Annotated in this window: 23 protein-coding genes and 1 riboswitch; of the genes, 11 read left to right on the forward strand and 12 right to left on the reverse strand. The window is 72.3% G+C overall.

Translation table 11 applies throughout. The features are described 5' to 3' along the window. Positions 1-17: 17 nt before the first annotated feature. The 4 genes from pknB to thiO all read right to left on the reverse strand — a co-directional run bounded on the left by pknB (position 18) and on the right by thiO (position 4360). Positions 18-1961 carry a Stk1 family PASTA domain-containing Ser/Thr kinase gene (pknB, locus tag RBJ65_RS26190; protein ID WP_306321303.1) on the reverse strand — a complete coding sequence of 648 codons (1944 nt, stop codon included), beginning with the start codon at positions 1959-1961 and terminating at the stop codon, positions 18-20. 203 nt (positions 1962-2164) lie between these two features. Then, complete coding sequence (locus tag RBJ65_RS26195) at positions 2165-2962, reverse strand: thiazole synthase (protein ID WP_306321302.1); 798 nt, start codon at positions 2960-2962, stop codon at positions 2165-2167. A 7-nt stretch (positions 2963-2969) separates the two neighbouring features. Continuing rightward, positions 2970-3170: a sulfur carrier protein ThiS gene (thiS, locus tag RBJ65_RS26200; protein ID WP_306321301.1), complete on the reverse strand. Its 201-nt coding sequence runs from the start codon at positions 3168-3170 to the stop codon at positions 2970-2972. Beyond that, positions 3167-4360 (reverse strand): glycine oxidase ThiO, encoded by a 1194-nt coding sequence (thiO, locus tag RBJ65_RS26205; protein WP_306321300.1) that lies wholly within the window; start codon positions 4358-4360, stop codon positions 3167-3169. The genes thiS and thiO overlap by 4 nt, the downstream gene beginning before the upstream one ends. Further along, a riboswitch (TPP riboswitch) is annotated at positions 4358-4471 on the reverse strand. It overlaps the preceding gene by 3 nt. A 52-nt stretch (positions 4472-4523) precedes the next feature. On the opposite strand from thiO, the gene RBJ65_RS26210 reads away from it, so the two are divergent. The 6 genes from RBJ65_RS26210 to RBJ65_RS26235 all read left to right on the forward strand — a co-directional run bounded on the left by RBJ65_RS26210 (position 4524) and on the right by RBJ65_RS26235 (position 9350). After that, on the forward strand, positions 4524-4871 hold the full coding sequence (locus RBJ65_RS26210; protein ID WP_306321299.1) for a hypothetical protein: 348 nt from the start codon (positions 4524-4526) through the stop codon (positions 4869-4871). 119 nt (positions 4872-4990) lie between these two features. Then, entirely contained in the window at positions 4991-6223 is a 1233-nt protein-coding gene (locus RBJ65_RS26215) for an NAD(P)/FAD-dependent oxidoreductase (protein WP_372341368.1), read from the forward strand. Between the two features lie 85 nt (positions 6224-6308). Next, positions 6309-6674 (forward strand): Rv2175c family DNA-binding protein, encoded by a 366-nt coding sequence (locus tag RBJ65_RS26220; RefSeq protein WP_306321298.1) that lies wholly within the window; start codon positions 6309-6311, stop codon positions 6672-6674. An 87-nt stretch (positions 6675-6761) separates the two neighbouring features. Further along, entirely contained in the window at positions 6762-7418 is a 657-nt protein-coding gene (gene thiE, locus RBJ65_RS26225) for a thiamine phosphate synthase (RefSeq protein ID WP_306321297.1), read from the forward strand. Between the two features lie 82 nt (positions 7419-7500). Then, the gene (gene metF, locus RBJ65_RS26230) at positions 7501-8421 is read left to right on the forward strand and encodes a methylenetetrahydrofolate reductase [NAD(P)H] (RefSeq protein WP_306321296.1); all 921 of its coding nucleotides are present in this window, start codon (positions 7501-7503) and stop codon (positions 8419-8421) included. A 47-nt stretch (positions 8422-8468) separates the two neighbouring features. Next, a complete protein-coding gene (locus tag RBJ65_RS26235) occupies positions 8469-9350 on the forward strand; it encodes a hypothetical protein (protein WP_306321295.1) in 882 nt (293 codons plus the stop codon). 105 nt (positions 9351-9455) lie between these two features. Here RBJ65_RS26235 and RBJ65_RS26240 read toward each other — a convergent pair whose 3' ends face one another. The 4 genes from RBJ65_RS26240 to RBJ65_RS26255 all read right to left on the reverse strand — a co-directional run bounded on the left by RBJ65_RS26240 (position 9456) and on the right by RBJ65_RS26255 (position 14938). Continuing rightward, positions 9456-10952: an NAD(P)/FAD-dependent oxidoreductase gene (locus tag RBJ65_RS26240; protein WP_306321294.1), complete on the reverse strand. Its 1497-nt coding sequence runs from the start codon at positions 10950-10952 to the stop codon at positions 9456-9458. Between the two features lie 494 nt (positions 10953-11446). Beyond that, positions 11447-12073 (reverse strand): TetR/AcrR family transcriptional regulator, encoded by a 627-nt coding sequence (locus RBJ65_RS26245; RefSeq protein WP_306321293.1) that lies wholly within the window; start codon positions 12071-12073, stop codon positions 11447-11449. A 35-nt stretch (positions 12074-12108) separates the two neighbouring features. Further along, positions 12109-14193, reverse strand: coding sequence for a YhgE/Pip family protein (locus tag RBJ65_RS26250; RefSeq protein ID WP_306321292.1), 2085 nt, complete (start codon positions 14191-14193; stop codon positions 12109-12111). Continuing rightward, on the reverse strand, positions 14165-14938 hold the full coding sequence (locus tag RBJ65_RS26255; RefSeq protein ID WP_306321291.1) for an ATP-binding cassette domain-containing protein: 774 nt from the start codon (positions 14936-14938) through the stop codon (positions 14165-14167). The genes RBJ65_RS26250 and RBJ65_RS26255 overlap by 29 nt, the downstream gene beginning before the upstream one ends. Positions 14939-15100: 162 nt before the next feature. Here RBJ65_RS26255 and RBJ65_RS26260 point away from each other — a divergent pair, with 162 nt between their 5' ends. The 3 genes from RBJ65_RS26260 to RBJ65_RS26270 all read left to right on the forward strand — a co-directional run bounded on the left by RBJ65_RS26260 (position 15101) and on the right by RBJ65_RS26270 (position 17369). Continuing rightward, on the forward strand, positions 15101-15682 hold the full coding sequence (locus RBJ65_RS26260) for an SAV_6107 family HEPN domain-containing protein (protein WP_306321290.1): 582 nt from the start codon (positions 15101-15103) through the stop codon (positions 15680-15682). 180 nt (positions 15683-15862) lie between these two features. Beyond that, positions 15863-16684, forward strand: coding sequence for a methyltransferase (locus RBJ65_RS26265; RefSeq protein WP_306321289.1), 822 nt, complete (start codon positions 15863-15865; stop codon positions 16682-16684). A gap of 274 nt (positions 16685-16958) precedes the next feature. Continuing rightward, positions 16959-17369 carry a DUF3040 domain-containing protein gene (locus RBJ65_RS26270; protein WP_306321288.1) on the forward strand — a complete coding sequence of 137 codons (411 nt, stop codon included), beginning with the start codon at positions 16959-16961 and terminating at the stop codon, positions 17367-17369. A gap of 119 nt (positions 17370-17488) precedes the next feature. On the opposite strand, the gene RBJ65_RS26275 is transcribed toward RBJ65_RS26270, so the two are convergent. The 4 genes from RBJ65_RS26275 to RBJ65_RS26290 all read right to left on the reverse strand — a co-directional run bounded on the left by RBJ65_RS26275 (position 17489) and on the right by RBJ65_RS26290 (position 23131). Continuing rightward, positions 17489-19897 carry a DUF3488 and transglutaminase-like domain-containing protein gene (locus RBJ65_RS26275; protein ID WP_306321287.1) on the reverse strand — a complete coding sequence of 803 codons (2409 nt, stop codon included), beginning with the start codon at positions 19895-19897 and terminating at the stop codon, positions 17489-17491. Beyond that, on the reverse strand, positions 19894-21237 hold the full coding sequence (locus tag RBJ65_RS26280; protein WP_306321377.1) for a DUF58 domain-containing protein: 1344 nt from the start codon (positions 21235-21237) through the stop codon (positions 19894-19896). Before RBJ65_RS26280 ends, RBJ65_RS26275 begins: the two co-directional genes overlap by 4 nt. A 125-nt stretch (positions 21238-21362) precedes the next feature. Further along, entirely contained in the window at positions 21363-22406 is a 1044-nt protein-coding gene (locus RBJ65_RS26285) for a MoxR family ATPase (protein WP_306321286.1), read from the reverse strand. A gap of 170 nt (positions 22407-22576) precedes the next feature. Beyond that, positions 22577-23131 carry a carbonic anhydrase gene (locus tag RBJ65_RS26290; RefSeq protein WP_306321285.1) on the reverse strand — a complete coding sequence of 185 codons (555 nt, stop codon included), beginning with the start codon at positions 23129-23131 and terminating at the stop codon, positions 22577-22579. A 370-nt stretch (positions 23132-23501) separates the two neighbouring features. Here RBJ65_RS26290 and rsmH point away from each other — a divergent pair, with 370 nt between their 5' ends. Together rsmH and RBJ65_RS26300 are read left to right on the forward strand one after the other, a co-directional pair. Then, entirely contained in the window at positions 23502-24461 is a 960-nt protein-coding gene (gene rsmH / locus RBJ65_RS26295) for a 16S rRNA (cytosine(1402)-N(4))-methyltransferase RsmH (RefSeq protein ID WP_306321284.1), read from the forward strand. A 53-nt stretch (positions 24462-24514) separates the two neighbouring features. After that, the gene (locus tag RBJ65_RS26300) at positions 24515-25093 is read left to right on the forward strand and encodes a septum formation initiator family protein (protein ID WP_306321283.1); all 579 of its coding nucleotides are present in this window, start codon (positions 24515-24517) and stop codon (positions 25091-25093) included.

Raw genomic sequence — 25093 nt, forward strand, 5'->3', positions numbered from 1 at the left:
GCACACCCGTCCCGCCCTCACCGAATGGTGATCGTGATCGTCGACCCCTTCGGCGCCTCGTCCCCACCCTCGACCGACTGCCCGTCAACCGTGTCCCCGAACAGCCCGAGGATCCCGCGATCCTCCTTCACGTCGAAGCCGGCGGCACTCAGCCGCGACTTCGCCTCGTCGACCTTGAGCCCCGTGACGTCAGGGACCTCGACCATGACCGGCCCCTTGGAGATCGTCAGCGTCACCGTGTCCCCCTCGGCGAGCTGCTTGCCCTCGGCGGGGGACTGCCGGGCGACAGAACCCTTGTCCTCCTCGGAGTTGACCCGCTGCGTGGCGATCTCCGCCTTGAGCCCCGCGTCCTCGAGGTCGGCGATGGCGTCCTGCTCGGACTCGCCCGTGACATCGGGAACGTCGACGGGAGAGCCCTTGGAGACGACGAGAGCGACGGCGGAACCCGCCTTGCGGGTCTCGCCCGCGCCGGGATCCGTGCGGATCACCGAGCCCTTGGCGATCGAGTCGCTGAACTCCTTGGTGGTCATGCCCGGTTCGAGGTCCCGCTTCTTGAGGTCGCTCTTCGCCGTGCCCAGCGGCGTACCCCGCAGGTCCGGCACCTTCACGGTCTTGGCGCCCTTGGACACGGTCATGTCCACCGAGCCGCCGTTCCGGATCCGGGCGCCCGACCCGGGGTCGCTGTCCATGACGGTGCCGCGCTTGTACGTGTCGCTGTACTCGCGGGTGACCTGGCCGGTCTCCAGGCCCGCGGCGTCCAGCCGCTTCTCGGCCTGCGTCTGCGTCTGGTTGAGGACGGACGGGACCTTCGTGAACTGGCCCGAGTTGATGTACCAGACGCCCGTACCGACGCCGAGGACCAGCAGGACCGCCGCGAGGATCGCGAGCGTACGACGCTGCGGCCCGCGCCCCGGCCGGCCGGCGGGGGCGACAGGCGGCGCGGGCGGCGGCATCTCCAGGCGGCTCGTCCGGTTGAGCTGCGCCTGGTCCGCGGCGTCCGTGGGCAGCGGCAGCTGTACGGGTGTGGTGACCGCGCGCGGGATCACGCTCGTACGGTCGTCGGCCCCCACGTGCTCCGTCTGGTGTGCCTGCGGCGGCACCGTGTCCAACTGGGCGTCGGTGAGCGCCGCGCGGGCGTCCCTGGCCTGCCCGAGGAGCGCCACCGCGTCGTGCGGGCGGACCTCAGGGGTGCGCGCCGTCGCCGAGGCCACCAGTTCGTCGAGCTCGAAGGGGAGGCCGGGGACCTGCGCCGAGGGCGGCGGCACGTCCTCGTGGAGGTGCTTGTAGAGGACCTGGGCCGGGGACTCGCCCGCGTGCGGCTTGCCGCCCGTGAGCATCTCGTAGAGCACGACCCCGCACGCGTAGACGTCCACGCTCGGTGTCGCCGTGCCGTTCTCGATCTGCTCGGGCGCCAGGTACGAGACCGTGCCGAGGACGGCGCCCGTGGTGTTCGTGACCGTGTCCACCGCGCGTACGAGGCCGAAGTCCGCCACCTTGACCCGGCCGTCGTCCCCTATGAGGACGTTCTCCGGCTTCATGTCGCGGTGCACGAAGCCCGCGCGGTGGGCGGCGCCGAGCGCGGCGAGGACCGGCTCCAGGATGTCGAGGGCCGCGCGGGGGCGCAGCGCTCCCCGGTCGCGCAGCACGTCGCGCAGGGTGCAGCCGGCGACGTACTCCATCGCCAGATAGACGTACGCGCCCTCGGCGCCCTGGTCGTAGACGCCGACGACATTGGGGTGCGAGAGGCGGGCCACCGACTTGGCCTCGCGGATGAAACGGTCCACGAACGAGGCGTCGGCGGCCAGCGACGGATGCATCACCTTGAGCGCGAGCACGCGGTCGAGGCGGGTGTCCACGGCCCGATAGACCGTGGCCATCCCGCCGACCGCGATGCGTGCGTCGATGCGGTACCGGCCGTCGAGCACGTGCCCGAGCAACGGGTCCTGAAGGGTCGTGTCCACGCAGGTGAGTCTACGAGCAGTGACTGACAGCCAGCCCCCGTGCCGCGAGCCCGACCCGGTACTGCAGCAGACCTGTGACCACATCAAGCCCCGCCGGCGATTGAGGCGCGGGGCCCGGGGCAGAGCCCCGATCTTTTGAGCCCCTGCGGCGATTGAGCAGCGGGGCCCGGGGCAGCGCCCCGCGACCGCACCCCCGGCTCGGCCTACGAAAACGCGGGCCGCTCCGGATCAAGCCGCGCCCGCCCCTCCGTAGGAGAAGACGCCTCCGCGAAGTGCCGCTTCGGGATACGCCCAGCCCGATACGCGAGGCGGCCCGCCTCCACCGCGTGCCGCATCCCCTCCGCCATCAACACCGGCTCCTGCGCCCGCGTCACCGCCGAGGCGAGCATCACACCCGCGCAGCCGAGTTCCATGGCGAGCGTCACATCGGAGGCCGTGCCCGCGCCCGCGTCCAGGATCACGGGTACGCGCGCGTGCTCGGTGATCAGCTGGAAGTTGTGCGGGTTGCGGATGCCGAGCCCGGAGCCGATGGGGGAGCCGAGCGGCATGATCGCCGCGCAGCCCACGTCCTCCAGCTTGCGGGCCAGGACCGGGTCGTCGTTCGTGTAGGGCAGGACCGTGAAGCCCTCGTCGACCAGCGTCTCCGCCGCGTCGAGCAGCTCGATCGGGTCGGGCAGCAGGGTGCGCTCGTCGGCGATCACTTCGAGCTTCACCAGGTCCGTGCCGAGTGCCTCGCGCGCGAGGCGGGCCGTCAGGACCGCCTCCCCCGCGGTGAAGCAGCCCGCCGTGTTCGGCAGCACCCGGATGCCCAGCTTCTCCAGGACGGAGAGCACCGATCCGTGCACGCTCGCGTCGACGCGGCGCATCGCCACGGTGGTGAGTTCGGTTCCGGAGGCCACCAGGGCCCGCTCCAGGACGTCGAGGCTCGGCGTCCCTCCGGTGCCCATGATCAGGCGGGAGTCGTAGGTGTCGCCCCCGAGGACGAAAGTGTCGTCGGCCATGGACGGTTCAGCCTCCTTGTACGGCCGTGAGGACCTCGACGCGGTCTCCTTCGGAGAGCGCCGTGGCGGGCCATTGGGTGCGGGGGACGACGGCTTCGTTGACGGCGGCGGCGACGCCCTTGGGGGCCGTCGTGACCGTGCCGACCAGGAGGTCGAGCGTGGTGCCCGCGGTCACGGTGCGCGGATCGCCGTTTACGTAGACGTTCATGCGGGCTGCTCCAGGGGCGCGGCGGCGAACCGCTCGGGGGTGAACGGGCGGGCCTCTTCGGGAAGTTCACCGGTGGTCAGGACGTGCGCCATGGTGTCGCCGGTGACCGGCGTCAGGAGCACGCCGTTGCGGTAGTGGCCGGTCGCCAGGAGGAGGCCGGGCAGGGTGGTCGGGCCCAGGAGCGGCGCGTTGTCGGGGGAGCCGGGGCGCAGGCCCGCGCGGGTCTCGGTGAGCGGGAGTTCGGTGATGCCGGGGACGAGTTCGTGGGCGTCCCGCAGGAGTTCGTAGACGCCGCCCGCGGTGACCGTGGTGTCCCAGCCGAGCTCCTCGCTGGTCGCGCCCACGACGAGTTCGCCGTTCACGCGCGGCACCAGGTACAGGTTTCCGCCGCGGACGACCGCGCGGACCGTGCGGCTGAGGAACGGCGCGTACCGCTTCGGCACCGTCAGGCGCAGCACCTGGCCCTTCACGGGGCGCACCGGAGGCAGCACCTCGTCGGGCACCCCGGAGAGCTGTCCGCTGCGGCTGCCGGCCGCGAGCACGACCTGGCCCGCGGCGAGTTCGGTGCCGTCGCCGAGGACCGCGCCGCGCGCCCGGTCGCGTACGACACGGAGCCTCTCGGCCCACGACCGGTGGAACGTCACCCCGGCGCGCTCACAGGCCGTCACGAGGGCGCTCGCGAGTCTTCTCGGGTCGATCTGGTGATCCCCGTCGACGCGCAGGCCGCCGCGCACGCCCGGCGCGAGCATCGGCTCCAGGCGGCGGCAGTCGCGGCCCGACAGCCACTCGGAGTCGAGCCCCGACTTCGTTTGCAGCGCGTGCAGTTCGCGCAGATGCGACCGGTCGTCCGCGTCGAGCGCGACCGCGAGCGTGCCGCACGCGCGGTACCCGAGATCCTGCCCGGTGGCCTCGGACAGCTCGGCCGCGAAGTCCGGATAGCGGCGCGCGGATTCGAGGTTCAGGCCGAGCAACGTCTGCTCGCCGTGGTGGAGTTCGGTGACGGCGGCCAGCATTCCGGCCGCCACCCGGGCGGCCCCACCGCCCGGTTCGGGGTCCGCGACCGCGACGGACAGACCGCGCTGCGCGGCCCTCCACGCGGTGACCAGACCGATGATGCCGCCACCGACGACGAGGACGTCGCAGGTGTGCGAATGGCAGGTGTGCGAATGAACGGATGGCGTCGACGACATGGGCGTCAAGCCCCTCCCTTCGCCGGTATGACCCGGATCAGGTTCGTACGGTCGAAGGCCGCTCCAGCCTCCCTCTCAGCCCGCTGCGTACGGGCTCCCGCGAGTGCTCTACGTTGGCCACCCTAGCCGTTCACCATCACCTCCAGTAAGGGAGCCTCGAACCGTGCCCCGATCCCTCGACGGCCTTGTGATGTCCCCCGTCGCCGACCAGGCCCCCGGGCAGGTGGGCACGCGCACCCGCTTCACGTACCGCGAGAAGGACGGCCGTATTTCGGCCCACTACGTAGGAGGCGATGTCGTGGAGGGGCACCTCGTGGGGACGCGCTCCGGCGACCGGCTCGACTTCCGCTACGTACAGCTGAAGACCGACGGAACGACGTCCTCCGGGCACTGCGTCTCGACCGTGTCCGAGCTCCAGGACGGCCGGGTGCGGCTCGACGAGACCTGGGAGTGGGAGTCGCAGGAGGGCAGCGGGACCAGCGTGGTCGAGGAGCTCGCCGACCAGGCGTGAACGTCGCGGCGGTGACCTTTCTCTTGATCGCTAAACCGCTGACACGTGTGCAGGACGTCACGGCGCGGGAGTGGCCCGCACCGCTGACTGACGCAAGATCAGGTGCCTAAGGTGATCCCGTGAGTGAGCAGCGGAGCGGGAGCGAAGTGCCTTCGGGGCAGCGGAACGTCGTCATCGTGGGCGCGGGCATGGCCGGTGTGCAGACGGCGGTGGCGCTGCGCGAGCACGGCTTCACCGGCGCCGTCACGCTGCTCGGCGCCGAGCCCCACCAGCCGTACGACCGGCCGCCGCTGTCCAAGGCGGTGCTGCTCGGCAAGGCCGAGGGCTCGGCCTTCGACGTGGACTTCGAGGCGCTCGGCGTCTCCCTCGAACTGGGCCGCGAGGTGACCGGGCTTCGCCCCGCCGACCACGAACTGGACACGGCCGAGGGCCCGGTCCCGTACGACGTGCTGGTGGTCGCGACCGGCGCCGAACCGGTCCAGCTGCCCGGCGCGCGGTCCGTGCCGGGCGTGCACCTGCTGCGCACCCTCGACGACGCCGAGCGGCTGCGCCCCGTCCTCGCCGAGCAGCACGACGTGGTGGTCGTCGGCGCCGGGTGGATCGGCGCCGAGTTCGCCACCGCGGCCCGGGAGGCCGGCTGCCGGGTCACCGTGGTGGAGGCCGCCGAGCGGCCGCTGGCCGGGGCGCTGCCCGCCGAGATCGCAGCCCCCATGGCGACCTGGTACGCGGACGCCGGGGCCAAGCTGCGTACGCACGCGCGCGTGGAGCGCATCGAGCCCGGCGTCGTCCACCTCGACGACGGCACTCAGCTGCCCGCGGGAGCCGTCGTCGTCGGCATCGGCGCCCGCCCCGCCACCCGCTGGCTCGCCGGGTCCGGCATCGAACTGGGCGCCCACCAAGAGGTCCTCGCGGACGAGCGGCTGCGCTCCTCCGTGCCCGATGTGTACGCGGTGGGGGACTGCTCCTCGTTCCCCTCGGGGCGCTACGGCGAGCGCCTCATGGTCCACCACTGGGACAACGCGCTCCAGGGGCCGCGCACGGTCGCGGCGAACATCGTCGGCCAGACCCCGGCCGTCTACGACCCGGTGCCGTACTTCTGGTCCGAGCAGTTCGGCCGGTTCGTGCAGTACGCGGGGCACCACGAGGGCGCCGATACGACGGTGTGGCGCGGCGACCCCGCCGGTGCCGCCTGGTCGGTGTGCTGGCTGAAGGACGGCGCCCTGGTGGCGGTCCTCGCCGTCGGCAAGCCCCGTGACCTGGCCCAGGGGCGCAAGCTCATCCAGTCGGGGGCGGCGCTCGACCCGGAGCTCCTCGCCGACCCTGCCCGCCCACTGAAGTCCGCCGTAGCGTGACAGAAGGTGCGAAACGGGGCGCGGATGTGGCCCGTCCGCACCGGCCCGGCTTCCGACTGTCAGTCCGGGATGGCACGCTTGTCCCGTGACCGAGATTGACGCAAAGATCGATGCTCTCGTCCCCGCCTGGCTCACCCTCCCCGACATCGCGGAAATGCTCGATGTCGAGGTGACGCGTGTGCGGCAGCAGGTCAAGGAAGGCCAGCTGATCGCCGTGCGGCGCGGTGAGAACAGGGCACTGCACGTGCCCGCCGCCTTCATCGACGGCGACAAGATCGTCAAGGGGCTCGTCGGCCTCCTGACGGTCCTGAGGGACGACGGCTTCAGCGACGAAGAGATGCTGGAGTGGCTCTTCACCCCCGACCCGAGCCTGCCGGGCACCCCCGCGCAGGCCCTGAGCGAGAATCGCGGCACGGAGGTGAAGCGCCGCGCCCAGGCGCTCGCCGTCTGACCTGACAACCGTCCGGCGTGCGCACCGCGGCCCCAGCGGTCGCGGTGCGCACGCCACCGACACCGCACCACCCACGGGGGGACCTTCATGGCGGATTCCAAGCGCGCACTGCTCGCCGACGCGCGGCTCTACCTGTGCACCGACGCGCGCAAGAAGCAGGGCGATCTGCCGGAGTTCCTCGACGCGGTGCTCTCCGATCCCGTGAATGGTGTCGACATCGTGCAGCTGCGCGACAAGGGCATGGAGGCCGGCGAGGAGCTGGAGCACCTGGAGGTGTTCGCCGACGCGGCCCGCAGACACGGCAAGCTGTTCGCGGTGAACGACCGCGCGGACGTCGCCCACGCGACCCGCTCGGACGTCCTGCACCTGGGCCAGGGCGACCTCCCGGTCCCCGCGGCCCGCGCGATCCTCGGCGATGACGTGCTCATCGGCCGCTCCACGCACGCCGACGCGGAGGCCGCCGCGGCCGCCGTCCAGGAAGGCGTGGACTACTTCTGCACGGGCCCCTGCTGGCCGACGCCGACCAAGCCCGGCCGGTACGCCCCCGGCCTCGACCTGGTGCGCTACACGGCGAGCCTCGGCACCGACCGCCCGTGGTTCGCGATCGGCGGCATCGACCTCACGAACCTGGACGAGGTCCTGGAGGCCGGAGCCCGCAGGGCCGTCGTCGTCCGGGCCATCACGGAGGCCGACGATCCGGGCGCCGCGGCGGCCGAGTTCGCGAAGCGCCTGCGCGCCGCGTGACCTTCGGATATCGACGGTTTGTCCCTGTCCGCAAGGTGGACGGGGATTAGGGGCTTCGCATATCCGTCAGTAACCTGCCCGTATGGCCCTAGGTACCGCTTCCACCAGGACTGATCGCGCCCGACGCGTACGCGACATGCTCGCACCCGGCAAGACGGCTTTCTCGTTCGAGTTCTCCGCGCCGAAGACCCCGAAGGGCGAGCGCAACCTTTGGAACGCGCTGCGCAGGGTCGAGGCCGTCTCGCCCGACTTCGTCTCCGTGACGTACGGCGCGGGCGGCTCCACGCGCGCGGGCACCGTCAAGGAGACCCAGCAGATCGTCGCCGACACGACGCTGACGCCCGTGGCACACATCACGGCCGTCGAGCACTCGGTCGCCGAACTGCGCAACATCATCGGCCAGTACGCCGACGCCGGGATCCGGAACATGCTCGCGGTGCGCGGCGACCCGCCCGGCGACCCCATGGGCGAGTGGATCTCGCACCCCGAAGGACTCACGTACGCGGCCGAACTCGTCGAATTGATCAAGGAGTCCGGGGACTTCTGCGTCGGCGTCGCCGCGTTTCCCGCGATGCACCCGCGCTCGCCCGACTGGGACTCCGACGTGCGGCATTTCGTCGACAAGTGCCGTGCGGGCGCCGATTACGCGATCACGCAGATGTTCTTCCACCCGGAGGAGTATCTGCGGCTGCGCGACAGGGTCGCCGCGGCGGGCTGCGAGACGCCGATCATTCCCGAATGCATGCCGGTGACGAGCGTGCGCATGCTCGAACGCCTGCCCCAGCTGAGCAACGCCGACTTCCCCGCCGCGTTGAAAGAGCGAATCCTCACAGCGAAAGACGATCCAGCCGCTGTACGCTCCATTGGCATCGAGTTCGCCACGGAGTTCTGCGCCAAGCTGCTTGACGAGGGAGTGCCGGGTCTGCACTTCATTACCCTCAACAACTCCACTGCGACGCTGGAGATCTACGAGAACCTGGGCCTGCATCAAGAGCGGGGCTGATTTTCCGCCGTACCCACCTGGGGTTCGGCCGTACGAGAGGGGCGTACATGGGCTGGGCGGTCCTCTATGTCGCGTTCGGACTGGTGGCACTGTGGCTCCTCGGTGAGGTCCTGCTGCAGTACAAGGCACGGCTGCGCTGGCGGCTGCTCGCCTTCGGCGGCTTCCTCGGAGTCGTGGTCGGCGTCCTGCTGCCCTCGGTGATCGTCATCGGGGCCGGCGCCATCGCGTTCGCGATCGGGCAGACGTACGTCACGCTGTCCTTCCGCCGCGGGTTCGCCGCGGGCTGGTCGCTGAAGGGCATGCCGGGGGTTCCCGGCATGGGCGGCGGGCGCCGCTCCGAGGAGGAGCTGCACCAGGATCCGACGCTTCAGGTCTCGGACCTGGAGTACGAGCCGGTGCAGCCGCCGCAGCAGGAGTACGCGCAGGTCCCGGAGACGGCGGCCGAGTCGACGGCGGTGTACGCCCCCCAGCCGATGCCCGACGACACCAGCCAGTACGGCGTCTACCAGGACTCCGCGTACGCCCAGCCCGCCCAGGCCGTGCACGGGGCGCAGGAGTACGCCTACGACGCCGGCTCCTACGGCTACGACCAGCAGGGCTACGGCTACGGCTACGACCCGGCCCAGCAGCCGTACGCCGCCCCGTACTCGGACCCGTACATCGGCGCGCAGACCTACCCGGCACAGCCCCAGTACGGCGACCCGTACGCCACCGGGCAGGGCTACGCCGACCCGTACGCGACGGCCGCGGGCTACGGCGGGGAGACGCCTCCCGGCGGCGTCTGGGTGCCCCAGCAGCGCAACGGGGACCCGCAGCAGACCTACGGCGGTGAACTGCCGCCCGAGCAGCACTACCCGACGTACCCGCAGCACGACCCGAACGCCGGGTACGACCCCAACGGGTACAACGAGCAGCAGTACCGGTACTGAGGAGCGGCGCGCCGCACGCCGGGCCCGCGCCGGGCGCGGCGCGCGTGGCTCACTGCGAGCCGCTCACTGCGAGCCGCTCACTACGAGCCGCTCACTACGGGCCGCTCACTGCGAGCCGCGGAACTCCGGGCCCTCCACGATCAGACCCGCCACCAGCGCACCCGACATGCCCGCGTGCGGCAGCCCGCCGCCCGGGTGGGACCAGCCGCCCACCGTCAACAGGCCAGGCAGCGCCGTGCTGTTCGCCGCGTGCAGCAGCTCGCCGCGGGCCGCCGCGAGCGCGGGCGCGGGGACGGCGCCGCCCTCGGCCCCGGTCGCCTCGGCGATGTCCTCAGGCGTACGCGCCTCGTGCCACAGCAGCCGCTCGCGCAGTCCGGGCACCGCGGGCTCGGCCGCCGCGAGGATCCGCTCCACGTCGGCCTCCGCCACGCGCGCGTGGGCCGGCACGGTCACCGTGAGGGTGACGGCCTCGTGCTCGGCGTCCGGCACCCCCGCCGGGTCGCCGGTGCGCAGCACCGCCACCGTCGGTCTCTGCGGCGCCGCGCCGCCTTCGAAGAGCCACGCCAACTCCGCGTCCCGGTCCGCCGCGTGCACCACCGTGCGGTGCGGGGTGCCCTCCGGTCGGGCCCCGCGCAGCGCGAGGTGCACGGTGAGCCGGCTCGGCCACGCCGACTCCTGTTGGGCCGGCCCCCCGTCGCGTACGGCCCGCCCCGGCAGCAGTCCGGCCAGGACGCCCGGGGCGACGCCGGACACCACGAACTCGGCGTCCTCCACCGTGCCGTCGGCGAGTTCGACGCCCGCCGCGCGGCCGTCCTTCTCCACGATCCCGGTGACGGCCGAGCCGAACCGGAACTCGACCTTGCGTTTCAGGCAGCGCGCGTACACGGCGTCCGCGAGCGCGCGCATGCCGCCGGTCACCGCCCACGTGCCGAAGGTCTGCTCCATGTACGGCAGCACGGCGGCGCTCGCCGGGGCCGTACGGGGATCGAGGCCGTACGCGAGCGCGTACTGCTCGACGAGGGCCACCAGGTGCGGCTCCCCGCCCAGTTCGAGCGCGCCGACCTCGGCGAGCGTCGTCGCCGCGCGGTCCTTGCGCAGGACCCGCTTGCGCACGAGGGCGGGGTACGGCTCGCGGTCGGCCAGCACCTGCCAGTTCGGCCACAGCGGCTCTTCGAGCAGCGGGCGCCGCGAGCGGTCCCAGGCCTCCCGTGCCCGGTTCATGAAGGCCGACCAGCGCGCGCCCGCGCCCCCGCCGACCGTCGCGTCCAGGGCCTCGGCGACGCCACCCCGCCGTACGTTCGGCAGATCCGTCGTCGTGCCGTCCGCGAAGACGTGCCGCACGGCGGGCTCGACCTGGGTGAGGCCGACGAGGTCCTCCAGCGGCTCCTTGCCGGTCTTGACGAACAAGTCCCGGTAGACCGCGGGCAGATGGAGCAGCCCCGGCCCTGTGTCGAACACGAAGCCGTCGCGCTCGATACGGCCCACCGCCCCGCCGTACGTCGACGCGCGCTCGAAGACCACCGGTCGGTGGCCCGCGACGGCCAGCCGAGCGGCGGCCGCCATGGCGCCCAACCCCGCGCCGATCACCGCAATTCGTGCCATGTCAGGGACCTTATCCGCCACCACTGACAACGCCGCCGCCAGGTCGCGGCGGCCCGGCGGACCGCCGGACGCGTTGTGCTGAGTGCGGGCACCGAGTACCCCTGGGCTTGAGCACGCACGTCTGAGTATCCGTACCTAGTCAGGGAGATGAGTAGGTACGCGGATGGGGCCCGACCTGCGCGGACGGGAGAGTGGAGACCACGGAGGGGGGCACGGATGCGGCACCGCCGACACGGGGCGGCGGAACGGATCGAGTGCCTCTTGCCGCTCCTCTCGCCCGCGAGGGCGGGAGTGAGCACGGGGGACCCTGGGGGAGACCGAACGGGGGTCCAACGGGGGAGGAACGGGGGATCTCACGGGGGAATCGGGGGATCCAACGGGGGAAACGGGGGATGCGCCGGTCCGGTGAGGCCTGAGAAAGACCACAGGCCCCGCCGGACCGGCGCTTCATTTCCGCGGTACCGGCGCCCGGTCCAGCCCGGCCCGGCCCGCGGTCAGGCCTTGCCGGTCAGCGGCTGCCCGCCGCCCACCCGCCCCTGGAGCAGCAGCGACAGTGCGGCGTGCACGTCGTCCAGGGAGCGCTCGGGCTGGAACGCCTGCCAGTCGAGGGCGGCCACGAGGACCATGCCCACGAGGGCCGCCGCCGTGAGCGGCACATCGATCTCCGCGCTCAGCTCGCCGCTCTCCACTGCGGCCCGCAGCACGTCCTCGACGACGGCCACCGCCTCCTGGCGGACCACGGCGAGCGTGGACTGCCAGGCACGGTTGGTGCGCCACAGTTCGGCTACGTAGAGCTGTGTGAAGGCCGGGTACTCGTCGATGAAGCCGAGCCCCGCGCGGATCATGGCGTCCAGGGCGTCGACCTTGCTGCCGCCGTTCTCGTCCGCTTTCCGTGCCGCCTCCCGGAGGGAGGCGGTGAGGAGCCCGACGCCGTGCCGCAGCAGCTCCTCGAAGAGGACCGACTTGCTGGCGAAGTTGTAGTAGACCGTGCCCTTCGCGACCCCGGCCCGCTCGGCGATCTCGTCGACCGTCGTCGCGGAGAAGCCCTGTTCCGCGATGAGCGTGACCGCGGCCTCGTAGAGCTTCTGCCGGGTGGCCTGGCGCCGTGTGCTGCTTTCCATGCCCCCGATTCTCACAGGAGCCTTTGTGGGCGCGCTCACAGGCTCAGCTCCGGGTGCAGCCGGTCGAGTGTCCACACCTGCTTGCGCCGGGCCGTCCACGCGGTGAGGGCGAGCGCCCCCGCCGTGAACGCAGCCAGCACGACACAGGCCTGCCACACGGGCCCGAGGCCGCCGCCGGAGATCAGCCGCCGCAGGGCCTCCACGACGTAACTCATCGGCAGGAACGGGTGGAGCGCGTTGAAGAAGCCCGGGCTCGTCTGCACCGGATACGTGCCGCCCGCCGAGGTCAGCTGCAGCATCAGCAGCGCGAGCACGAGGATGCGGCCCGCCGCCCCGAAGCGCGCGTTCAGCCACTGCACGATGGCCGCGAAGCACGCCGAGACCAGACACAGGAAGCCGACCGTCCCCGCCGCGTGCAGCATCTCCAGGCCGAGGGCCCAGTGCAGTACGGACATCAGGGCTCCCACCTGAAGGAGGCCGAGCGCGGCCACGGGCAGCCAGCCCGCGAACGCCACCCTCCAGGAGGAGGAACCGACCGCGAGGGCCCGCCGGTTCATCGGCTGGATCAACATGTAGGCGACCATCGCGCCCACCCACAGGGAGAGCGGAATGAAGTACGGGGCGAAGCCCGTCCCGTAGTTGGGCGCCTTGTGCAGCGACTGGGAGGCCAGCTGGACGGGGTCGGCCATCACTCCGGTGCGCTGTTCGCGGTCCTTCTTGTCGTAGTCGGGGATCTTCTGTACGCCGTCGTGCAGACCGCCCGCGAGCTCGCCGGAGCCGTCGGCGAGCTTGAACATGCCGCCGTTCAGGTCGTTCGCCCCGGTCTCCAACTCGCCGACGCCGCTGTCGAGTTCGGCCGACCCGGTGTGCGCCGTGCCGAGCCCGGTGTGCAGCTTCGTGGCGCCCGCGGCGACCTGGCCCGCTCCGTCGTTGAGCTTGTTGATCTGCGCGACCGCGTTCTCGACGTCCTGGTCGAGCGTCGGGGCGTGCTTGGCCAGGGCCTCGGACTGCTCCTGGAGCATCGCCAGGTGGCTGTCCATCTGGCCGAGGTTTCCGTGCTCGTCCTGGATGAGCCGGTTGAGGTCGTCGGAGATCGTGGCGACGTCGTTCGCCGCGGTCTTGGCCTTCTTCAGGTCGGGACAGGCCGGGTCGTCGACCAGACCCTTCTCGCAGCGCCTTTCGTAGATGGCGTCCAGGGCGTCGGAGCCCGCGTGCGCGCCCGTGCGCGCGGTGGGGGCGATCTTCACCAGGTCGTCCAGGTTGTGCCGGACGCCCTGCGCGGAGTCCGCGACGAGCCGCGCGGTGTCGGCGATCGCCTTCTTGTTGCCCTTCAGGAAGGGGCGTACCTGATCGGCGGCGCCGTTGACCTTGTCGGCGAGCAACTGCGTGCCGTCGGCGACCTGTCGGGACCCGGACTCCAGGTCGCCGGCCCCACTGGTGAGCTTCGTCAAGCCGCTCTCCAGGTCGCCACTGCCCTGCTTGGCGTCCTTCAGACCGTCGGCCAGGTCCTTGGAGCCCTGCTTCGCCTTGCCGATGCCGCCTTCGAGATCGTCGGCGCCCTTGGCCGCCTTCTTCGTGGCGTCGTGGATGTCCGAGAAGGACACGAAGATCTTGTCGAGGAACGAGCGCGAGGCGTTGCTGGACGCCGCGGAGCGCACCTCGGAGAAGACCGTCCTGGAGATCTGCCCGACGATGTAGTTGTTCGCGTCGTTCGTACGCACCTGAAGGGCGCTGGTCTCGGGGGAGTCGCCCGAACTGGACGCGATGCGCTCGCTGAAGTCCTCCGGCATGGTCAGCGACAGGTAGTACGTGCCGTCCTCCAGGCCCTTCTTCGCCTGCGCGGAGCCGACCTCGTGCCACTGGAAGGTGTCGCTGTCGTGCAGCCCCTTGGTGATGTCGTCACCGGCGCTGATCTTCTGGCCGGCGGCCTTCGCGCCCTGGTCGTCGTTGACGAGCGCCACGGGAATCTTGTCGAGCTTCCCGTACGGGTCCCAGAAGGACCACAGGTAGAGCGCCCCGTAGAGCAGCGGCAGCAGCAGGAGCGCGACGAGCGCCGCGCGCGGCAGCTTTCCCCTGCCGAAGCGCCTGAGTTCAAGCGCGGCGAGCTTCGGCGAGCGCATCGGCCGTCTCCTTCGCGGTGTCGTTCACGGTGTCGTTCGTGGTGTTCTCGGATGCCGTCGATACGACGACCGCTCCTTCGGGAGCCTCGCTGCACACGGCGACGACCGTGGTGCCCGCGTCGGCGACGGCCCGCAACTGGGCCCAGATGTCCGCCCGTTCGGCGTCCGCGAGCTTCAGGTCGGCGTCGTCGACGCCGATCAGGCGCGGGCGGCCGATGAGCGCGAGCGCCAGGGACAGGCGCAGCGCCTCGACCCGCTCCAGGTCGCGCACGGAGGTGCGGGAGCCCTTGGGCAGCGTCTCGGTGTCGAGCCCGGCGGCGGCGAGCGCGGCGTCGATGCGCAGGCTCGCCTCGGCCCGCCGCTCGGCGGGTGTGCGCAGCAGGCCGCGGAACGTGCCGTCGAACCGCCGCTGCAGCAGCGCCTGTTCCCGCAGGTGCTCGGCCACGGTCAGGGCCGGGTCGAGCTCCGTCACGCCGGGCACGTGGGCGAGCGCGCTCATCCTGCGTACGGCGGTCATCTGCTTCGGCAGCCGCATTCCGCCGACCCGCGCCGTCCCCTCGCTCGGCTTCATCCGCCCGGTCAGGGCGAGCAGCAGGCAGGTGCGGCCGCTGCCGGACGGGCCCTCGACGGCGACGAGCGAGCCCGCCGCCGCGTCGACGTGGACCTCGCGGAACGCCCAGCCGCGCGGCCCCTTCAGGCCGAATTCCGTGGCGGCGAGCGAGGCGCCGCTCTGCGTGTCGTCCATGGTTCCCCCCTGGGCACCTCTTTGAACTGACTGGTCAGTGCAAAAGTTAGCCCGAACTTCCGAGCGAAGCAAAATGCCTGGTCAGAGCCGATTGTCAGTGGCGTACCCCACGATGGGCACATACGGCCACAGTGCCGTCACACAGACGACAGGAGGTTCGTCATGGCTGGACACAAGGCACCCATCGCAGCTGCCGCACGCCGCCGTGCCGCCACCGGCCCTGCCCCCTCACCCACCGGCCCCGCGAGCGACGTCCACCCGGTGCTCCGCCGGGCCGGCGCCCCGCCCGCCGCACTCGACCTGCTCGCCCAGGCCCGCGCCGGACTCGACGAGGCGTCCGTGCTCGAGACGTCGAACGAGCGGTATGCCACGGCCCATCTCGCCGCGCTGCGCACCGCGGCCGCCGTGCTCGCGGCCCGCGGCAGGCCCGAGTCCACGCCCAAGCGCCGCGCCAAGATACGCAGCGCCTGGGAAGTGCTCCCCGAGATAGCCCCCGAACTGACCGAGTGGAGCGCCCTGTTCGCCTCCGGCGCCACCAAGCGCGCCCGCGCGGAGGCGGGCATCCGCGACGCCGCCACCGTCCGCGACGCCGACGACCTGCTGCGCGACGTGGCGATGTTCCTGCGCCTCGTCGAGCGCCTGCTCGTCCTCCAGCCGGTGCTGCCCCAGCCCCGGCAGGAGGACGACGGGCGCGTGAGCGGGAGGGAGGTGCGGGACGCCAGGGAGGTGCAGGACGCGGGGTAGCGCACGGGCCGGTGGCCGGGGGACGGGGGTACGGGGGTACGGGGGGGCGACGAGGTCGGTCGACGGCCGGGGCGGCGAGCACGGTTGGCGTGGGCGTCGGGCCGCGCCCATTAGGGTGGAGGCGCCCGAACCAGTACATGCTCCGCCGCCGGTCGGAGCCGCCCCGAGGAGTCACCTGCCGTGTCGGATCACCACCCGCGAACGACGTCACAGCGCTCCGACTCCTCGCGGCCCCGCGCCTCCCTCCGTACCGCCGTGGTCTGGGACGTCCTCAAGGACGCGCTCGACCGGCGGGCCAAGACGGCGGGCGGCGAGACCCACGGCGTCCACGGCGCCCTCGACGTACTCGACACCGGAGGCGGCAGCGGCAACTTCGCGGTGCCGGTCGCCCAGCTCGGCCACCGCGTCACCGTCGTCGACCCGAGCCCGAACGCGCTGTTCGCCCTGGAGCGCCGCGCCGCCGAGGCCGGCGTCGCCGACCGGGTGCGCGGCGTACAGGGCGACGTCTCCGGCCTCTTCGACGTCGTCGAGCGCGACGGCTACGACGCGGTCCTGTGCCACGGCGTCCTCGAATACGTGGAGGAACCGGCCGAGGGCGTGCGCAACGTGGTGGGCGCGCTGCGCTCCGGCGGCGTGCTCAGCCTGCTCGCCGCGGGCCTCGGCGGCGCCGTCATCGCGCGCGCCCTCGCGGGGCACTTCAAGGAGGCCCGGCAGGCGCTCGACGACCCGGCGGGCCGCTGGGGCGAGGGCGACCCCGTGCCGCGCCGCTTCACCGCCGAGCAGCTCACCGACCTGCTCACCGGCGCCGGAGTCGACGTCGGCGCGGTGCACGGAGTGCGGGTCTTCGCGGACCTCGTACCCGGCGTCCTCGTGGACACCGAGCCGAGCGCTCTGCAGGAGCTGCTGAAGCTCGAGGCGGCCGCCGCGGAGCTGCCCGCGTTCCACTCCGTGGCGACACAGCTGCACGTGCTGGGAGAGAAGCGAGTGGCCCCAGAGGCCTGACTTCTGCCGCCCGCCGCCGCTGATCAGCGGCGCAGCGGTGGATGGAGTACGCCACAGGCCCCCCGATCGGGCCTTCGGAGCCGTATGATCTGAGGTGACCGTTCGGCACGACGGGTCGGCCGCTGGGGCATGGACGCCTGGTGGGTCGGAGCGCCGTGTCCCGGTCGGCAATGGCGAAGTTGGCGTAGAGGGGCGGGTTTCACGGGGGCGATTCCCTGCCTATCCTGAAGGGGACCCCCGGTCGCCCCGGCGACTGCACGATGAGGAGGACTCCGTGCCGCTCTCGGAGCACGAGCAGCGCATGCTCGAGCAGATGGAGCGAGCGCTGTACGCCGAAGATCCCAAGTTCGCGACAGCGCTTGAGGGAAGCGGGCTGCGTACATACACCCGACGTCGGGTCTACCAGGCAGTTGTGGGCTTCCTGGTGGGTATCGCGCTCCTCATGGCAGGAATGGTCGCGCAGCAGATCTGGATCAGCGTGGTGGGATTCCTCGTCATGCTGGGCTGTGCGGTGCTCGCCGTCACCGGCTGGCGCAAGGCCCCCAAGCCGGGGGAGCAGCCGGCCGCCGGAACCGTGCCGGGTGGCGCGCCGACGGCGAAACGGCAGGGCAAACAGAAGCGCTCGATGATGGACCGCATCGAGCAGCGCTGGCAGCGCCGCCGGGACGAGCAGGGCGGCCGCTGAGCAGCAGGCGTCCGACCAAGTTGCCGCCCGCGCCGACCCCGCCAACAGGCATGACCAAAGGGTGACCGCCTCGTGCGGTCACCCTTTGTGCGTAACGTGCCCAACCGGCTCCGGCGGCCTCAGCCCTCCTGCCGGTTCGGCCGTGCCTGCCGGCCGAACCGCTCCCGCAGCCCCTGTGCGATCGCCTCCCGGCGGCGCCCCGCCGCCCAGGCCACCCGGACGGCCGAGCGGGGCGCGAACGTCGCCCGAAGCCGCGTCGACCGGCTCGACTTGGCGTGCAGACCGTCGTACAGGCGCCGTACGTCCTCGCCCAGACCCGAGGCCGGCCGGGGGCGCGGCGCGTACAGGACCTGCTCCACCGCCGCGGCCACCCGGTGCACGCTGTCGGCGGCGTCCGGGTCGAGTTCGCCGATCCGCGCGATGCGGGCCGCCGCCTTCCGCGGGGTCTGCGAGTCGTCCGGCGCGATGCCGTGGTCCCACGCCGTGTCCGTGACCTCGCGCCAGGCGGCCAGGGTGTGCGCGGCGGGGTCGGCGTCCCTGCCGCGGCCCGCCGAGCCGAGCCGCAGCGCCCGCAGCCGCCTGCGCCACAGCATCGGCAGCAGCGGCACCCCGACGACCAGCAGGGCGATCACGGAGACCAGGGCGATCGTGCCGTACGGCGGCCCGTCGTCCGGTGTGCCGCCCACGACCGCCGGTGCGGCGTCGCCGCAGGAGCCGTCCTTGCGCTGGGCCAGCGAGCAGCTCTGCGACGCCGAGGGCGCAGGGGCCGAGGGCGCGGCGGAGGCGGACTCGCTGGGCGCCGTCGGGTTGCTTGAGCTGCCGTCGGGGCTGTTGTCGACCGTGTAGTCCGGGGCCGTGCCACGGGTCGGCGTGGGCTCGAAGCGGGTCCAGCCGACGCCCTCGAAGTACAGCTCGGGCCACGCGTGCGCGTCCCGCAGGCCCACCGAGTACGCCCCCTTGCCCGCGGGCACGCCCGGGGTGAAGCCGACCGCGACGCGGGCCGGAATGCCGAGCGTGCGCGCCATCGCCGCCATCGAGAAGGAGAAGTGGACGCAGAAGCCCTCCTTCTGCTTCAGGAACCGCGCGATGGCCGAGGAACCGCTGCCCGCCCGCACCTCCGTGTTGTACGTGAAGCCGCCGCTGACCGCGAAGTAGTCCTGCAGCTTCACCGCGCGCTCGTAGTTGTTCGACGCGCCCGCCGTCACCTTCAGCGCGGTCCGCTGCACCACGTCAGGCAGCGAAGGGGGAACCTTCGTGAACTCGCGCTGTACGTTGCTCGGCGGCGTTCCCGCCGCGGCGAGCTGCTGCGGTGTCGGCCGTACGACCAGGCTGTCGACGGTGTACGTCTGCCCGCGCGTGGTCTGCCCGTGATCGCCCACCAGGGTCCGGCCGACCTGCTCGAACCGCCAGCGCCCGTCGATCCCCACCTTCGTCGCCGGATAGGGCATCGGCAGCCAGTCCTGCGCGTACCAGTCGGCCGCCGAGATGGTCGTACGCACCTGGGTCCTGCGGACGTCGGCGCCCAGGCCGGGCGGGTCCGGCAGGGTGGAGGGCACATCGCCGATGCTGCGCACCGAGGGGCGCCAGGTCGTGCCGTCGAACTCGTCGAGCGACACGATCCGCAGATACATGTCGGTCGTCTGGCTCGCGTTCGTCCGGTACGTCATCACCTCCCGGTCCTCCGGCTGGTTCAGGCTGTTCTGCAGCGAGACCAGCGGGTTGACCGCGGAGATCGTGCCGCCGCCCCCGCTGCCGCCGCCCACGCCGCGGCCGGACGGGCCGAAGAGCCCGCTGTCCAGGGCGGGCAGGGCGAGCGGCACCACCAGGGCGAGCCCCAGGGCGACCGCCCCGATGCGGCGCCCGGTGCGGACCGGGGCGAGGGCGCCGCGCCCGCCGCCTTGTACGGGCATCGCGCCACCGGATGCCCGCCCGGGACCACCGAACACCTGGCCCCACTGGGAGAGCCGGTCGCGGCTCTCGGCGAGCAGCAGCAGAAGGTAGCCGCCGGCCGCGAGCAGGAACCACAGCCAGTCGGCGCCGCCTTCGGAGAGCCCCGCGGCGACCGAGTACAGGGCGAGCAGCGGGAGCCCGGCGGGGGCAGCGCTGCGGAACGTCACCGCGAGGGCGTCCACCAGCAGCCCGATCACCAGCGTGCCGCCCACCAGCATCAGGCGGATGCCGTCGGACAGCGGCGCCGGTATGGCGTACTGGCCGACGTCCTCGCCACCCGCCTCGAGGAGCAGGCCGAAGTGCCGGAAGGCGTCAGGACCCGGCAGGATCGCGGCGATCGCCTGCTCGTGGGCGAAGACGAGGGTGAGCAGCAGCAGCGACACCAGGGCCTGCGCCGCCACCGTCAGCGGGCGGGCGAGCGGCACCCGGCGGGCGAGCGCGCCGACTGCCGCCTGGATCACCAGGAGGAACGCGGCCTGCATCACCCACGTGGACCGGTCGACCAGCGGCAGCAGCGCACAGGAGGCCAGGAACGTGGCCAACGTGGCGCAGATCGACAGCCGGGAACCGCCGCTCATGACCAACCCCCTGAAGTGTGCGGGGCCTGCGCGGGATGCGCGGGCTGGGCGGCACCGCCCGGCGCGGCGAGCCCCGTGCGCTCCCGGTCCGCCCGCCGCCACAGCTCCTCCAGGGACGCGCCGTGCGGCACCGCCACCGCGGTCCACCCGGCCTCCTGGAGCATGCGCAGACGCTCGGCGCAGCGCTCCGAGACCGGCGCGCCGGGGCCCTGGGTCCAGGAGCCGCTGTCCAGCAGGAAGGCGAGCCCGCCACCGCTGCGGCGGCGCATCTTGGCGACGACGGAGGCCTGCTCCTCGTCCAGGTCGCCGAGGAAGGCGACCAGGAGGCCCTCGTTTCCGCCGCGCAGCACGTCGTACGCGGAGGAGAGCGCGGAGCTGTCGGAGTGGTCGACGACGGCGAGCGTGTCCATCATCAGGCCCGCCGCGTCCGCCGACTCCTGGCTGGCGCCCGCGAAGCCGTCGGTGCCCTCGCCGGGTACCGCGTTGCCCGTGTCCGTCAACAGCCGGACGGAGAAGCCCCGTTCGAGCATGTGCACCAGGACGGAGGCCACGGCGGACACCGCCCATTCGAAGGCCGAGTCGGGGCCCGCGCCCTGGTAGGCGGGCCCGCGGGTGTCCAGCAGGACGGTGCAGCGGGAGCGCTGCGGCTGCTCCTCGCGGCGCACCATCAACTCGCCGTAGCGCGCGGTGGAGCGCCAGTGCACGCGGCGCAGATCGTCCCCGTACCGGTAGCCGCGCGGTATCACGTCGTCCTCGCCGGCCAGGGCGAGCGAGCGCTGCCGCCCGTCCCCGTACCCCTTGGCCTCACCCGTGAGCCGCACCGGCGGCAGCGCCGTCACGCGCGGGATCACCGTCAGGCTGTCGTACGTCGAGAAGGACCGGGTCAGCTCGCACATGCCGAAGGGGTCCGTGAGGCGCAGTTGCAGCGGGCCCAGCGGATAGCGGCCCCGCAGGTCGGAGCGGACCCGGTAGGACACCTCGCGGCGGCCGCCCGCCTCGACCCGGTCGAGCACGAACCGGGGCCGCGGCCCGAGCACGTACGGCACCCGGTCCTGGAGCATCAACAGGCCGGTCGGCAGCCGGGAGATGTTGTCCATGCGCAGGTGCACGCGCGCCTCGGAACCCGCGGGTACGCGCGCGGGGGAGAGCCTTCGGCTGCCCGCGACGCGGTAGCGGGTGCGGTACAGGACGCCCGCGCACACCAGCGGCAGCACCGCGAGCAGCAGGCCCACCCGGAGCAGATCGCTCTGCCCCAGGACGTACGCGCAGATGCCCGCCGCGATGCCGGCGGCCAGGAACGAGCGGCCCCGTGTGGTGAGTCCGGCGAGGGCGGTGCGCAGCCCGCTCCTGTCGCCGGTGTTCTTGCCCGCGCCGCCCCCCGGAAGCCCCGGATCCGGCGCGTACGGCCCCGCGTATCCCCCCACATGTGCCCCCACACGTCCCCCAGGCTGTCCCCCCGCCGTCATCACAGCCTCCGCGGACCGGGCGGCTGCTGGCCGTACATCGGCGGTGTCGTCGAGTCGTAGCTCTGCGGGGCGCGGGGTTCGGCGGCCGGGACCGGGGTCCGCTGCAGGATGTCGACGACGACCTGCTCGGCGGTGCGCCGGTTCAACTGCGCCTGGGCGGTGGGCAGCAGACGGTGCGCCAGAACGGCCACGGCGAGGGCCTGCACGTCGTCCGGCAGCGCGTACTCGCGGCCGCTGAGCGCCGCGGACGCCTTGGCCGCGCGCAGCAGGTGCAGCGTCGCGCGCGGGGACGCGCCGAGTCTGAGGTCGGGGTGGGTGCGCGTGGCGGCGACCAGGTCCACCGCGTAGCGCCGTACGGCGTCCGCGACGTGCACCGTGCGCACGGCGTCGATGAGCTTCACGATCTCGTGCGCGTGCGCCACCGGCTGCAGGTCGTCCAGCGGGTTCACGCCGCCGTGCACGTCCAGCATCTGCAGCTCGGCGTCCGGGCTCGGATAGCCGATGGAGACGCGGGCCATGAAGCGGTCGCGCTGGGCCTCGGGCAGCGGGTAGGTGCCCTCCATCTCGACCGGGTTCTGCGTGGCCACCACCATGAAGGGGCTGGGCAGTTCGTACGTCTGGCCGTCGATGGTGACCTGGCGCTCCTCCAGGGACTCCAGGAGCGCGGACTGCGTCTTCGGGGACGCGCGGTTGATCTCGTCCCCGATCACGATCTGCGCGAAGATCGCGCCCGGCTTGAACTCGAAGTCACGGCGCTGCTGGTCCCAGATGGACACGCCGGTGATGTCCGAGGGCAGCAGGTCGGGCGTGAACTGGATGCGGCGCACCGAGCAGTCGATGGACCGCGCGAGCGCCTTCGCCAGCATCGTCTTGCCGACGCCCGGAACGTCCTCGATGAGCAGGTGCCCCTCGGCGAGCAGCACGGTCAGCGAGAGCCGTACGACCTCCGGCTTGCCCTCGATCACACCCTCCACCGACCCGCGCACGCGCTCCGCGGTGGTGGTCAGATCAGTGAGGCTCGCTCGATCGTCATAGGTCGTCACCCGGCCCTCCTCGGCCCGTACTTTCCGGGCCGACGCGCCACGACACGAACCGGCCCACCCCGATACACGGACATCGCGCACGAGATGTTCGCCGCTCGTGCGGATGTCACACACGCATTCTTGTTGGCGTTACCGGTTCGTGTCACTCGCCTGTGGACAACTGGCCACGTTCAGTTGGGCTGGACCTCGCGCAGCAGACCCGTCTTCACGTCGAAGACAAAGCCGCGTACGTCGTCGGTGTGCAGCAGGAACGGGGAGGTGCGCACCTTCTGGATGGACTGGCGCACGTCCTGCTCGACGTCGCGGAAGCCCTCCACCGCCCAGGTGGGGCGCTGGCCGACCTCGAGCTCCAGGTCGGTGCGGAAATCGTCGGACAGGCCCTCCAGGCCGCAGTTGCTGTGGTGGATGAGGACCACGCTGCGGGTGCCGAGGGCGCGCTGGCTGATGGTGAGGGAGCGGATCACGTCGTCGGTGACGACGCCGCCCGCGTTGCGGATGGTGTGGCAGTCGCCGAGTTCGAGGCCGAGGGCGGCGTGCAGGTCGAGACGGGCGTCCATACAGGCGACGACCGCGACGTGCAGCACGGGGCGCGCGTCCATGCCGGGGTCGGTGAACGCGGCGGCGTACCGCTCGTTCGCGTCGACGAGGCGGTCGGTGACGGAGCCGTCGGCCGGTATGGCGCCTTCGGAGGGGGCTCCAGAGGGGAGGTGAGCAGAAGTCGTCATACCCATGACGGTAGCCGTCACCCCTGGTCCGGGCCTGTCGTGAGAGCGGACAAAGAACATCAACAAGCCTTGTTGTGAGCGAACCCACATGGCTCGCGACGCGCAGGCCGCGTGATTGACCGCGGAGCACCGTGGACTAAAGTGACGCCGACCCCAGATATCCATGCAACACGGAGATTCCGGCACCGCCACCGAGGCGCCCGCCGGAGCGCTCCCCGCGTGCGCGGCGCGTACGTACGGCTCGGCCTCCTCCCGCTCCGGTCGGCCGGCGTCACTTCCCCGGCGCCGACGGACCACCTTCCCCTTCACGAGCGGGCGGGGACCCGGCAGTGCGTACGTCTCGTCGGCACGCCGGACCTGAGAGGGCCTCTTGAGCCAGCAGCGACACGTCCCCGTCATGCTCCAGCGCTGCTTGGACATGCTGGCACCCGCCCTGGCGCAGCCGGGCGCGGTCGTCGTCGACTGCACGCTCGGCCTCGGCGGGCACAGCGAGGCGCTGCTCGCCACGTTCCCGTCCTGCCGCCTCGTCGCGCTCGACCGCGACAAGGAGGCGCTGCGGCTGTCCGGGGAGCGCCTCGCGCCCTTCGGCGACCGGGCCACCCTCGTGCACGCCGTCTACGACGAACTGCCCGAGGTCCTCGACCGCTTGGGCATCCCGAAGGTGCAGGGCGTCCTGTTCGACCTCGGCGTCTCCTCCATGCAGCTCGACGAGGCCGACCGCGGCTTCGCGTACGCGCAGGACGCGCCGCTCGACATGCGCATGGACCAGACGACCGGGGCGAGCGCCGCCGAGGTCCTCAATACGTACCCGCCCGGTGAACTGGTGCGGATCCTGCGCCAGTACGGCGAGGAGAAGCAGGCCAAGCGCATTGTTTCGGCCATTGTGCGCGAGCGCGAGAAGGAGCCGTTCAGCAACAGCGCCCGGCTCGTCGAGCTGATCCGTGACTCGCTGCCGCAGGCCGCCAAGCGCACCGGAGGCAACCCCGCCAAGCGCACCTTCCAGGCCCTGCGCATCGAGGTCAACGGCGAGCTGAGCGTGCTTGAGCGGGCCATCCCGGGGGCCGTGAAGTCGCTCGCGGTCGGCGGCCGGATCGCCGTCCTTTCGTACCACTCGCTCGAAGACCGGCTGGTCAAGCAGGTGTTCGCGGCCGGAGCCAGCAACACGGCGCCGCCCGGCCTGCCGGTCGTCCCCGAGCAGTTCCAGCCCCGCCTCAAGCTGCTGACGCGCGGCGCCGAACTCCCCACGGAGGAAGAGGTCGCCGAGAACCGCCGGGCCGCCCCGGCACGGCTGCGGGGTGCGCAGCGCATCCGTGAGGATGTCGAAGGGTGAGGACCGAGTAAGGGTGAGGGCCGAGTGACGTACGCGCGCGTGGAGGGGTGGTCGTGAGCGCAAGCAGTGGCTCGAAAGGTGCGGTACGCGGCAGGGCGGCCCGCCTCGCGCGGTTCCTTCCGCTCGGCCCGTCCGGCGGCACACAGGCCGCGCGCACCCCGTTCGTCCTGCTCGTCGTGCTGCTCCTCGGCGGCGGGCTGATCACGCTGCTGATGCTGAACTCCTCGCTCAACGAAGGGTCGTTCCAGGTCACCAAGTTGAAGAAGCAGACCACCGAGCTCACCGACGACGAGCAGCAGCTCCAGCGCGAGGTCGACGCCTACTCGGCGCCCGACGCCCTGCTGCGCCGCGCCCGCGGCCTCGGCATGGTGCCCGGCGGCGACCCGGCGTTCCTCGACCCGAACGGCACCGTGAAGGGCAGGCCGAGCCCGGCCGCCGCGCCACCGGCCCCGCCGCCCGCGGAGCCGACGGAATCGCCGGACGTTGTACGTAAAACCCCGGGAGCGAGCGCGTCGCCGTCCGGTTCCGGGAGCCCGTCTCCGTCCGCCGGTACGTCCTCCTCCGCCAAGCCGTCCGACTCCGCGAGTCCGAACTCCACCGTGAAGCCCTCCCCTTCGAGCTCCGGCAGGTGA

The sequence above is a fragment of the Streptomyces sp. KL109B genome (assembly GCF_030766935.1).
GTDB lineage: Bacteria > Actinomycetota > Actinomycetes > Streptomycetales > Streptomycetaceae > Streptomyces.

Bases quoted from the DNA above. Each gene is read 5' to 3' on its own strand.
- RBJ65_RS26245 (WP_306321293.1), bottom strand. From the start codon at position 12,073: ATGGAAAGCAGCACACGGCGCCAGGCCACCCGGCAGAAGCTCTACGAG.
- thiO (WP_306321300.1), bottom strand. From the start codon at position 4,360: ATGTCGTCGACGCCATCCGTTCATTCGCACACCTGCCATTCGCACACC.
- RBJ65_RS26240 (WP_306321294.1), bottom strand. From the start codon at position 10,952: ATGGCACGAATTGCGGTGATCGGCGCGGGGTTGGGCGCCATGGCGGCC.
- RBJ65_RS26195 (WP_306321302.1), bottom strand. From the start codon at position 2,962: ATGGCCGACGACACTTTCGTCCTCGGGGGCGACACCTACGACTCCCGC.
- thiS (WP_306321301.1), bottom strand. From the start codon at position 3,170: ATGAACGTCTACGTAAACGGCGATCCGCGCACCGTGACCGCGGGCACC.
- RBJ65_RS26255 (WP_306321291.1), bottom strand. From the start codon at position 14,938: ATGGACGACACGCAGAGCGGCGCCTCGCTCGCCGCCACGGAATTCGGC.
- metF (WP_306321296.1), top strand. From the start codon at position 7,501: ATGGCCCTAGGTACCGCTTCCACCAGGACTGATCGCGCCCGACGCGTA.
- RBJ65_RS26250 (WP_306321292.1), bottom strand. From the start codon at position 14,193: ATGCGCTCGCCGAAGCTCGCCGCGCTTGAACTCAGGCGCTTCGGCAGG.
- RBJ65_RS26260 (WP_306321290.1), top strand. From the start codon at position 15,101: ATGGCTGGACACAAGGCACCCATCGCAGCTGCCGCACGCCGCCGTGCC.
- RBJ65_RS26290 (WP_306321285.1), bottom strand. From the start codon at position 23,131: ATGACGACTTCTGCTCACCTCCCCTCTGGAGCCCCCTCCGAAGGCGCC.
- thiE (WP_306321297.1), top strand. From the start codon at position 6,762: ATGGCGGATTCCAAGCGCGCACTGCTCGCCGACGCGCGGCTCTACCTG.
- RBJ65_RS26275 (WP_306321287.1), bottom strand. From the start codon at position 19,897: ATGAGCGGCGGTTCCCGGCTGTCGATCTGCGCCACGTTGGCCACGTTC.
- RBJ65_RS26235 (WP_306321295.1), top strand. From the start codon at position 8,469: ATGGGCTGGGCGGTCCTCTATGTCGCGTTCGGACTGGTGGCACTGTGG.